At 38.8% G+C, this 11087-nt stretch carries 13 protein-coding genes and 1 pseudogene; 5 read left to right on the plus strand and 9 right to left on the minus strand.

What is annotated here, in order from left to right; translation table 11 throughout:
* Positions 1-126: 126 nt before the first annotated feature.
* Positions 127-432, minus strand: coding sequence for a hypothetical protein (locus tag LKD70_RS17695; protein WP_227709193.1), 306 nt, complete (start codon positions 430-432; stop codon positions 127-129).
* Between the two features lie 131 nt (positions 433-563).
* On the opposite strand from LKD70_RS17695, the gene LKD70_RS17700 reads away from it, so the two are divergent.
* Complete coding sequence (locus LKD70_RS17700) at positions 564-848, plus strand: hypothetical protein (RefSeq protein WP_407690999.1); 285 nt, start codon at positions 564-566, stop codon at positions 846-848.
* A 365-nt stretch (positions 849-1213) separates the two neighbouring features.
* Here LKD70_RS17700 and LKD70_RS17705 read toward each other — a convergent pair whose 3' ends face one another.
* The 8 genes and pseudogenes from LKD70_RS17705 to LKD70_RS17740 all read right to left on the minus strand — a co-directional run.
* Positions 1214-1414 (minus strand): hypothetical protein, encoded by a 201-nt coding sequence (locus LKD70_RS17705; RefSeq protein ID WP_227709194.1) that lies wholly within the window; start codon positions 1412-1414, stop codon positions 1214-1216.
* A 36-nt stretch (positions 1415-1450) separates the two neighbouring features.
* On the minus strand, positions 1451-1798 hold the full coding sequence (locus LKD70_RS17710) for a DUF2116 family Zn-ribbon domain-containing protein (protein WP_227709195.1): 348 nt from the start codon (positions 1796-1798) through the stop codon (positions 1451-1453).
* A gap of 55 nt (positions 1799-1853) precedes the next feature.
* Positions 1854-2576 carry a S1 family peptidase gene (locus tag LKD70_RS17715; RefSeq protein ID WP_227709196.1) on the minus strand — a complete coding sequence of 241 codons (723 nt, stop codon included), beginning with the start codon at positions 2574-2576 and terminating at the stop codon, positions 1854-1856.
* A 138-nt stretch (positions 2577-2714) separates the two neighbouring features.
* Complete coding sequence (locus LKD70_RS17720) at positions 2715-4016, minus strand: plasmid recombination protein (RefSeq protein ID WP_227709203.1); 1302 nt, start codon at positions 4014-4016, stop codon at positions 2715-2717.
* Positions 4017-4282: 266 nt separating this feature from the next.
* A complete protein-coding gene (locus LKD70_RS17725) occupies positions 4283-4522 on the minus strand; it encodes a complexin-2 (RefSeq protein ID WP_227709197.1) in 240 nt (79 codons plus the stop codon).
* Between the two features lie 65 nt (positions 4523-4587).
* The gene (locus LKD70_RS17730; RefSeq protein ID WP_265104937.1) at positions 4588-5583 is read right to left on the minus strand and encodes an AAA family ATPase; all 996 of its coding nucleotides are present in this window, start codon (positions 5581-5583) and stop codon (positions 4588-4590) included.
* A 393-nt stretch (positions 5584-5976) separates the two neighbouring features.
* Positions 5977-6342, minus strand: a complete 366-nt coding sequence (locus LKD70_RS17735) for a plasmid mobilization protein (protein ID WP_227709198.1) — start codon at positions 6340-6342, stop codon at positions 5977-5979.
* Positions 6335-6526 (minus strand): annotated as a pseudogene (locus LKD70_RS17740) (tyrosine-type recombinase/integrase); the annotation flags it as partial. The pseudogene LKD70_RS17740 and the gene LKD70_RS17735, both read right to left, overlap by 8 nt.
* 106 nt (positions 6527-6632) lie before the next feature.
* Here LKD70_RS17740 and LKD70_RS17745 point away from each other — a divergent pair.
* From LKD70_RS17745 to LKD70_RS17760, 4 genes are all read left to right on the plus strand, one after another.
* On the plus strand, positions 6633-8144 hold the full coding sequence (locus tag LKD70_RS17745) for a recombinase family protein (RefSeq protein WP_227709199.1): 1512 nt from the start codon (positions 6633-6635) through the stop codon (positions 8142-8144).
* Between the two features lie 153 nt (positions 8145-8297).
* On the plus strand, positions 8298-8894 hold the full coding sequence (locus LKD70_RS17750; protein WP_227709200.1) for a DUF6088 family protein: 597 nt from the start codon (positions 8298-8300) through the stop codon (positions 8892-8894).
* 178 nt (positions 8895-9072) lie between these two features.
* Positions 9073-10341, plus strand: a complete 1269-nt coding sequence (locus LKD70_RS17755) for an AAA family ATPase (RefSeq protein ID WP_227709201.1) — start codon at positions 9073-9075, stop codon at positions 10339-10341.
* The gene (locus LKD70_RS17760; RefSeq protein WP_227709202.1) at positions 10334-11023 is read left to right on the plus strand and encodes an HNH endonuclease; all 690 of its coding nucleotides are present in this window, start codon (positions 10334-10336) and stop codon (positions 11021-11023) included. Before LKD70_RS17755 ends, LKD70_RS17760 begins: the two co-directional genes overlap by 8 nt.
* Positions 11024-11087 lie beyond the last annotated feature (64 nt).

An 11087-nucleotide genomic window follows, 5' to 3' on the forward strand; every position in this document is an offset into this window, starting at 1 on the left:
CGGGCTTTGCGAGTACCTGCCATAACCTATCCTCCATAATTGTAGTGAAATAGTCTAAATATCTATCGACTACAATTATAGGCAAAACTTGGGGATCAGGAAATCCGCAGGAATATTTGGCGCTTACTATTCATCTGCCGCAATAAGCTTTGCAGTAAAATTATCAAAATCCGGCGTAATAACAATCAATCCATTTTTTGCAGATTTCACATCCTCATAGGAAAGTTCCAAAACCTTCTTATGAGAAATTCGTTTTCCAGACTGGTATTCTGACAAGTAAACATACAATGTTTGAAATGTATCTTTTGAATTGTATCGAAACATCATGGTTCCATCAATTCCAGATAACAATTCAGCTGTTTTCATTTCTACACTATCTGGTGCTACTGCTTCTATATAATTTTGTGGTTGCCGCAATTTATTACATACCATGATTCCAAAAACAATAACACATACTCCCACCGCAATAAGAAGTACAGCAATAATTTTCTTTAAATAACGTTGCTTATAACTGCTATCTTTGGTTATTGAATGTTCCCGATATTGACACGGATATTGGACTTATGCACACTCTCTTTACACTGGAAGATACCCGTGGTCTGAAAATCGGAAAACTGGACGGCGAACTCTGCCTCCGACTGGACAAAGACGCCGGAATGACCTACCATAGTATGTGGGATATGTTTAATGCATGGTATCAGCAGGCAGAGAAACTGGAGTCCGGCGAGATCACCAAAGAAGAATACGATCAGTGGCGCTATACCTATCCCAAAATGGAGTGGGAACAGACCCGCCGGGATCTGGACGCTCTGCGTGAAAAGCGGAAAGCTGAAACCAATACAGATTAAAAAAAGCCAACAAAAAAGGTCTTGCCAAATTGATTTCACTCAATTCAGTAAGACCTTTTCTATTGGTTTCAGTTGGATTTACCTGATAACCTCCGGAAAAAAGTGAATAAATGCTTTTCACCCAGTGTTATCATTTTGTTATCAAACAGAACTCTAATACGTCTCGAACGCCCTGTTTATGCGGGTTCTCAGATTTCTTTACTTACTCAAACTCGCAAAATCAATTTTAGTTCTATACAGTTTTGTATAGGAGTTTTGGTTCTATTTGATTTTATTTGTTTCCTACTGTCATATCTCTATGGTCTGTTTCTGCTAGTGTTATCAATCTGTTATCACGAATTTGTTATCACATTACAGAATGAAATTTATTGGTGTTTCCTTTTTCTTTCGTTCTCTAAAAAAATAATCGCAACTATCGCTATACAAAATCCCGCAATACAGATTACTGTCCCGCTAAAGGTTATTTTTGAGTTTATAAATCCTGTAAAGCTATTTATCGCTGCTAAAACAATCAAGTATAAACATACCACTATTGTAACCTTAGATATTATTGTATAATTTCTCATTTTCTTTCTTCCTTCCATTAAACTAATTCCAGTTTATCATCCAATAAGCCCCACCCATATTCCAACTGCTATAAGTAATATACCTAATATTCTTCCTACAAATTTTGACTTTTGGTATCCTAAAAAAGCAGTTGTTTCGGGAGTAGTAAATGGCAATGAAACAACATCTATACCCATCACTATAATTCCAACGCCTATTATGAGGTCGCTGTTTGATATAACGCCATAAAGCATAACTAAAAATCCTAAAATAATACCTAAAATAAAATACTTGATTTTATATCCATCTTTCTCAATTATCTTTCGATAACTGTCTTCGCATTCATTGCTACAAAATTCAAAATTAGAATTTAGTTCTTTGCCACAATATCTACATTTTTTCATACTAGCGCCCTCGATAATTTCCAAAGTTCCGTTCAACAACTTTCAATTTATCTTCTTATATACTTTCTATCAAATCTTTTAAATAGAAAGCTGGTGTAACCATTGCTATTTTCCCACCTGTATTATCGCTCATTGTTCCATGCATAATACCATGGCACCAAGTGCGTTCTTTAGTTATTTGCATTACTCCATTTGTAGAATATCCTAAATCAAACACTGGGCATCCAGAATATCCTCCTACACTCGGATTTTCTAAGCAAAAAAATTCAGATAAGGTATTTGTATCAGCACGATTAAGTGTTACAAATCCAGATGAGGCATATGAACGAAAGGTAAATGGAGAAAAAGAACCCTCTGCCCCTAAACCATGAGGAAAGCCAATTGCAGTTAACTCATAATCTCTAGAAACAGGTTTATGTTCAAGATTAAAATGATTTAAGGGGAAAAATCTATTTTCCATAAATTTCATATTTTCATCTGTAAAATAAATAGGAAGTATACTTATATCAGCAGTTTTATGGTATTTCCAATCGGTTGTTTTGCTAAACATAGAAAGTGGCAAACTTTCTGATTTTCCACCTTTAGTTGCAATTATAATTTGTGTAAAATTTGTTGTTTGACATGCTACATGACTTGCAGTAAGAATCCATCCTCGATTTTTATTTTCGCCAGCCGGAGAACTAACAAACATTCCTGTACCAACATTATATTGTGATTCGCTTAATGGAGTTCTTAGTTCACATACAACTTTAAAAGCATCATCTCTATTAATTATCATTTTCAATTATCTCCCTCATAAAAATTCCAATTTACACCTCAAATTATACACCCTACCATGAACACTGTAAACTAGAATCCCTTTAATCGCACAGCCAAAAACACAAAAGATTATCCTCCCCATTCTTAACTATTCCGCTTATTTCTGCCACCTTTCCCCTCTATCTATCTTTCGCTTCTGTGCCCGTTTTTGTTCTTTTAGCACTTGTTCTCTCTGTCTCTCCGCCTGAACTATTTTCTCGACAGTATCATGCCCCAAAGCTCCCTTTACACGTTCAAAATCTCCGAGATTTTCTCTCAACATCCTATTTTCATTCCAAAGTTCCTCTACACGAGCCGTAAGAGAATTAACTTTACTCCATACCCTCTCATATGATCTTTGCATTTCACTAAATCTTCTGGAAAGATCAAGATAAGCCCGGTAGACTGACCGCAGTACCGTCACGATCTTCTTAATCAGCGGCTTTGCCTTTTTCTCCCGGTAGGATTTTCCTGTTTCTAGTGTTCCCGCCTCCGGCAATACTTCATCTGGATCATCAGAATATTTTTCTGCAAATCTTTCCATATCTTTTACCATAGGCGCAATCTCTGTCAGTTTTTTCTCATATTGAGATGCCTTTTTCTTCGCCTGATCTGCCTGTTTATCAGCCTCTTCCCGATTTTCATGTGCAGAGGATATTTCCCGTTCAATATTTTCCAACTGAACGAGCCATTTTTCATTGACCTCCTGCATATTGGCATTATGCTCCTCCAACTCCGCTTTCTGTTTTTCAAGCGCAGCTACTTCTTTTGCCCGCTTCTGCTTTTCAAAATCCAACAGAGACAGGTGCTTTTCATGTGTACCTTTCTGCTCCCATTCGATCCCATGCTCCAACATAATTGAGGCAAGCTGCTGCTTTTCAGCCGTTACCCACTGATTTAATTCTGTCTCCATTCTCGTACCGCCTTTAAAACCGAGTGCCGACAATGCCTGTTTCAAAGATACTCTTGTATCCAATCCACGCTTACTTCCAGTTATATATGGCACAAAATCTATATGCAGGTGCGGTGTTGCCTCATCCATATGGAGATGAGCGGAGAACACACGGAGAGTAGGATTTCGCTCCTGAAAACCTTTCATATATTCATCCAGTATCTTTGCCGCCATTTGCCCTTCTGCTGTTTTCGCCCCCATATCATCCTTATTCCCAATCTGCAAGATGATCTCATGGAATGGCTTTTCCTGTTTTCCGGAGCGGATCTTTTCGTAATAATCTTCAATCTTCCGATCTTTCCTTGTCTGCTTTGCATTATACCGTTCAAGCGCTCCGTCAAACAATTCATGGTACACTTCCCGGATATCCTGATTGCAGTATTCTACGTTCCAGTGACTCCGTTGCGGATCAGTATTCTTTGCATGGAATTTTCTGCTATTGTGGTTGACAGAACCTTTCCCTGTCATAAAGCTAATTGTTCTCTTCAATAACTCTCCTTTCTCCCTGTCCGGGTAGTATTCAGCGCCGGATACAGCGCATAGGCTTTGTTACTTTCGGCGAAAGTAACGCAAAAGCACTTTTGACAGCCTTCGTCCATCAAAAGTACCCTTGCGCCCTGCGGGGCTGTTTCCGTTCAGCGATATCCTTCCGTCTGCATCATCTGATTCTTCTCTTTGTCCGTGATTTACAGGTGCGTGCCACGCTCCTGTCATAACTCAAACAAGAAGATTCCCTACCAACGAAAGTTCTCCGATATTCCTTTCTTATCCAAATACTCCTTTCTGGCTTTTTCCCGCTCTTCTTCAGTCGCTGCTGTTTTCGACTGCGTATACAATTGCCTATTGACCAGATGATCCATTTTCTCTTCAAGTCCCTTACATATCTCATCTGAACAACTGTAATCATCCAGCAAATGATACGAGACAAGCTGTCGAAATAATGTAAATGGAATCTGTACATTCTTTATTTCCATACGCTTCTCCTTTCAAGGTGGCAAGATGCCCTGTTCTTAAGAAATGGTCACCTTGCCATCTTCCTTTATTCTGATAATATCCAAAACCATTGGTTTCCCCGTTTGACCGAATCGATTTCCAGTTCCTGTTTTGCATTCCGCAGAGTTTTCTTCTTGATTCCCTGTTTGCTCGCTTCTTCCTCGATCTTTTTCTGTGCCATACCGCCATCAGCCAAAATATCCAACAGAAATTCCTTCGCTATCCGACTTTTTTGTCCTCTTGCATCTCCACTCAAAAGGTCATCTGCACTGATATCATACTCTCCAATCCACTGAAATCCTGTTTCTTTGCCTAATCGGAATGCGACGGATTTTCCTTCCGGTGCAAGGGAACTTTTCACATGGCACATTACCCTTGTCTCCGGTTCGTCCTTCAACCTCCCCACTATCAGGACACTTCTTGCCGCAGCTTGAAAATCAATGGATCTAAAGCCACGATAAGAAGATTTCCCATTGCTGTTTTTATTCATATGACCGATCAAAATAATCGCACAATGATATTTCTCTGCAAGGACTGCCATCCGCTTCATCAACGGACGAATTTCATTGGCTCGATGCATATCCACATCTGTTCCTAGAAATCCCTGTATAGGATCCAGCACCACCATTCTTGCTTTCGTTTGCATGATTGCTTCCTCAAGCCGGACATCTAACATGGTTAATGGCTGTTCTCGATCATCGATGACCAGCACTCTGGAACAATCTGCCCCAGCCGCAAGCAGACGAGGTTTTATCGTATCCCCCAATCCATCCTCTGCCGTCTGATAAATGACATTGACAGGCTGTATAGGGTTATCTTGCGATAGCACTTCCTGTTTCAGATTCTCTTCGCTATCTTGCTGTGCTTCTTTTTGGGATTTCTTGTTCAACAAGATTGGTTCTCCTCTGGTCAGTTTAGCAATGATCTGAAGAACCATCGTTGTTTTTCCTTCTCCCGGATCCCCTTGTATGATCGTAACTTTTCCAAAAGGAATAAACGGATACAACAGCCATTCGATCTGTTCCACTTTCACCGATTCCATGTTGATCAATTTCAGCTCCGGCTCTGATCTTTTCCATTCTGCCTTCTTATTTTCTATCGTCTTCAATTCTATCTACTTCACCTCCTGCCCTTCCGGGCAAGTCTCTGATGAACAGATAATTGGGAATTGTCGTATCTTACAATCCGTGATATACTTAATCTGCGAAGATGATATATCATTAAATCTGATTATCAGAGAACTTGCTCAGATGTTTTGTCTGGGCTTTTTCTTTTTTCCAGCCCTCATTTCTCCACCTCTCAAACAAACCGTCTTGTTGGAATCACTATAATCTCAAACCTACTTCCATCCATCAATTCAATCAACACCACGTGATCAGACTCAAAATCCACAAGGATAGAGGCAATTTCTAACTTCTTAGAGCGATTCAAGATTTCATAAACTTTGTTGACCATCTTTTTTGTTTTCATCTGTATTTCTCCCTTCCGCAAATCCATTCAAAATTTCCAACATGGTTCTGATCGGAGTAAATATTTCTTCTCCTGCATCATTCAATGTGTTCAGACGTTTTAATTCTGTCTCAATATCCCGGAGCTGTTTTCGAAATTGCACCAGCATCAACGGATTACCAACAGCTGTGATTTTTTGATATAAAACGCTTTCAATAATGTATTCTTGTCTGGTTTGATATCCACAAAGTTTCACCCTCTTATCCAGTTCTTCATTTTCTTCAGGAGACATTCGAAAAGCAATTGTTACATTACGCCAGCGATTCTTTTTATCCATATTTTTTTCACTCATTCCATGAATCCTCTCTTTCCTCATTTAATCTGTCTGCCATATCTTTCTGTATCGTAGGAAATAGATGTGCATATCGATATGTGATCTCAACACTTTCATGCCCTACTCTCTCTGCAATTGCCACAGCAGAATATCCCATATTAATCAACAGCGATACATGGGAATGACTAAGCTCGTGGAAGCGACAAATGGACATTCCCTCGTGGAAGCGGAAAATGCCATATGCTATGATATTGTTAGAGGCTACGGGTTGCGCTGTAGCCTTTTTTGGCGAAGGAGGGTATTTTTTCATGGCACGAAAAAGCAGAAAACATCAGTATACAGAAATGTTTAGACCTTCTACTGCCAATGCAGTAGGCTATGTTCGACTCTCAGTTGCAAATCAGGAAGAATTCAATTCTATGCAAAATCAGAAATTCATTATCGAACGCTGGGGCGATCAGCACCAAATTCCTATATCGCATTACTATATCGATAATGGTTTTAGCGGTCAGCGATTTGACCGGCCTGCATTTCAAAAAATGATAGAAGATATACTTGCGGGCAAAGTCAACTGTGTTATTGTAAAGGATCTCTCTCGCCTGGGAAGGGACTACATTACTACCGGTTACTATATCGAAGTCATTTTCCCAGCTAACGGAGTCCGATTTGTATCTGTAAACGATCAATTTGATACGATTGACGGTATTACCAACCAAGAACATCCTTACAGTTCCAGAATATGTGTACCCATAATAAACGCATTTAACGAGCAAACATCTATTGAAATTAAAAAGAAAGTGGAGGCGACCTTAGACATGAAAGCACAACAAGGTACATTTATTGGGCCAAGAGCCCCATTCGGTTATCAAAAATCAGAATCTAACCACGATAAACTCATTCCTGATCCTAAATCAGCTATTGTTGTCCGAAAAATCTTTGAGTTAGCAGCGAATGGCACTGGTATGACCGCCATAGTTCGGTATTTGAACGAGAAAAATATTCCTACACCAATCCAATATGCGAGATCAAAGGGGTTGGCTGGAAACTATGATGATGGCAACGGAGATTGGAATAGCAGGTCAGTCAAGTATATCCTGACCAATCGAACCTATACCGGCATGCTCATACAAGGAAAAGAAAAGAGAGCTGTTGCCGCAACACATGTGCCCTTGGTAGACACGGATACCTTTGATGCCATTCAAAGGTCATTTCAAGCGAAAGCGTTTAACCTTACCACAAAAGGCCAATCGACAGAAAATGTTTTAAAAGGGAAAGTTATCTGCGGGTGCTGTGGTGGGAAAATGCAGCGTAAGCACGGAACCAATCATGCAGATTGGTACTTCTTTACCTGTATTACTAAAAATCGTTTAGGCGTTGGCAAGTGCACTGGTATGTATGTGCGGGAGGAAGATGTCTTTCATGCTATCTATCATCAACTAAAGCTATATGTAAACGAGCATTTTATTTCCGATTCACGGTATAAGCAGGTAATAAAGGAGATTGACAATGATATTGCCCAATCTGATCAGCAATATCAAGAGGCTTTTAGGAATGCTATTCGTCATTATGAGAGGTTTGTTGACGGAGAAATCAGCAAAGAGGAATTTCGAGCAGCTCAAGATGCAGCGAATGAAAAGAAAGCAATTCGAGATGGTATGGTTACAAGCAAGACGGATTACGAAAGACAGTATCAAGTATTTCGCAAATTATTGAAAGCAAGTCACAAAGAAATTGCTCTCAGCGAGATTATGGGCTGTATTGATGAGATTATCATATGTCCAAACAAAAATATTACCGTTAAATGGGCGATTAAATTCTAAATGGGCAATTATTAGGTATTGCTGTTCTTTTCTCTAATAAATTTTCATGTTTGCGTATTCTCCTAAAAATATGTGCTTTAACGGTTATAGAGATATTGAAAAGATGTCACGAATTATATATAATATTCGTGACATCTTGCAGGAGGTGGTTCTTTGGATAGTGGATATATGAAACAAATACGTGAACGGGTGCTATCGGCAGAAAATGGGATGGTGTTTACCACTTCTGATTTTGCTGATATTGCAGACTCAGATACAGTGCGCCAAAGTCTGAATCGTCTTGTTAATTCTGGAATATTGCGCCGAGTTTTTAGAGGTGTATTTGAAAAGCCGAAGTACAGCAACCTTCTCAAAGAGTATGTAGCAACTGATCCAAATGCAGTGGCAAATGCTTTGGCTCGTAGCTATCACTGGACAATCGCACCATGTGGAAATACTGCGTTAAACTTTTTGGGGCTTTCAACACAGGTAACAGCCACTTGGTCCTATATCAGTGATGGACCTTACAGAATATATGAATGGGATTCGACAAAGATTGAATTTAAACATAGAGCCAATAGGGAAATCACAGGGCTGTCATACATAACTGTGTTGGTTGTCCAAGCACTAAAAATACTCGGAAAAGACAATGTTACACCAGAGATTATTAGAATACTTTCAGGCAGATTGGATTCAAAAGATAAGGTGCTTCTATTGAAAGAGTCAGCTGAAGCCACGGATTGGGTTCATGATATAATTAAAAACATATAGTGGAAGGTGGTTCATTGGAAAGTGGATATATGAAGCAAATATGTGAGTACATTGATGTTTTGTGCATTTCAGAATAACAGAATTCCTTTTTGTTTGAATGGCGAGAACAAACGAAATCGCCTTTTTGAATATAGAAAACTAATAGATACCTTACTGTGATATTCGGAGGATCGTAATCATGTTCACAAGATTAAGCATTAAAGATTGGCGTCAATTTTCTAATATTGATATTGTTTTTCACGAACATTTAACTGTTCTAACAGGTGCAAATGGAGCTGGCAAGACAACCGTATTAAACTTACTGTCAAAGAGTACGGGATGGAATCCTCAGTTTGTCAGTTCATATGAAAAAGATGAAAAAGGCGTTTCCAAATACTTCAATAGCCTAAAATCTCTTGGTCAAAAGCTTTTTATTAAATTAACATCCACAAATGATAATCAGGCTATCAAAAACAAACTAGGGGAACTGGAATTTTCGGATGGAGTAATCTGCGATCTAGTACTTCCTGATAATATTACCAATGGAACATACGGCATCGAGATTAAGGGAGGCAAAACAGAAAAGGGAGTCTATGTGAATTCCCATAGACCTAATTTCCCATACAAAGCTGTTAAATCTGTACCAACGTCAGTTGCAACACGACAGCAGATATATAGCAAATATAATGAATTCAACAAAACTTTTGTATTTGATACATACCGTAACGCAAATGAAGTATCAGCAACATCGTTGATTAAAGAAACCTTGGCCTCTTTGGCTATTTTTGGATATGGAAATCAATCGGTGATCCCGAATGAAACTGCGCGTAAGTTGTTTGAAGGATATGTTAATATACTGAGAATAGTTCTACCACCCAAGTTAGGATTTGAGAACATCTCGGTAAATATTCCGGAAGTAATGTTATGCACAAAAACGGGGAACTTTCCGATAGATGCTGTTTCAGGCGGAATATCTTCGATAATTGATATTACTTGGCAACTTTATATGTTTGCAGACACATCAGAATCCTTTGTCGCGTTAATTGACGAACCAGAGAATCATCTTCATCCTGAGCTCCAGAAAAGTTTTTTGGGAAATCTAATTAAAGCATTTCCTAACGTGCAGTTTATTGTGGCTACCCATAATCCTTTTATGATTAGTGCAGTAAAAGAATCCAACGTATATGTCCTTGACTATAATGAAGAACATAAAGTTTTTTCGACAAAACTTGATTATGTTAACAGAGCAGGAACCTCTAATGCTATTCTACGGGAGGTATTAGGGATAGATACATCTATACCATTTTGGGCAGAAAATCACCTAAAACAAATAATTCGAGAATACTTAGCTAAAGATTTTACACAGGACAATTTGGATAATTTACGTAGAGAAATGGAAGAAATCGGGTTGGCTGAATTTATTCCAGATACAATTTCTCAAATCGCTGGGGGAAAATCAAATGATTAAACTATCAAAGGGTATAAAACCAAAGGTCTTGGTAGATAACGCATCACAATGGACCACAGAATATCTTACATGCCTGAATGCAAATCTAAAACCGAGTGATACTATAGCACATAGGTATAATAATACAGAAATTAAGAATGCTTTGGAGAAGGAAACACACGGAAAATGTGCATATTGTGAAAGTAAAATTAAACATATTGAATTTGGAGATATTGAACATATTCTGCCCAAAAAGAAAACTGCTCGTCCTGATTTGTATGTTGAATGGACCAACCTAACCTTAGCTTGTGAAGTGTGTAATCGTATCAATAAAAAAGACTATTATGATCCTCAGATTCCCCTGATTAATCCATACATAGATAATCCTGATGATTTTTTTCTTTTTATTGGCACGATAATCTCAGCACGAGACAATAATTCACGTGGGTATGTAACAGAAAGTACCCTAGACCTAAATAGAAGCGATTTGGTTGTGCGGAGAAATGAACGTTTACAGTCCGTCAACAAGTTATTATTTTCATGGCAACAAGCTACTGATCCAACAATCAAAAAAACTTTGGCAAACGAATTGAAAAGGGAGTGTGCTGTGGATAAGGAGTACTCAGCGTTTGTTAGACATTGCAAACAGCCACTTTCCGCGGCCAGCAGGGCCGCATTTCCCGGCCAGTCAGGGCCATATTAAACGGCCAGCCTGAGATATCAGCAGGGCAGAGGGTACTCCGCCCTACTGATCAGTATTGATCGTT

The sequence above is a fragment of the Ruminococcus turbiniformis genome, assembly GCF_020687545.1.
GTDB lineage: Bacteria > Bacillota > Clostridia > Lachnospirales > Lachnospiraceae > Mediterraneibacter > Mediterraneibacter turbiniformis.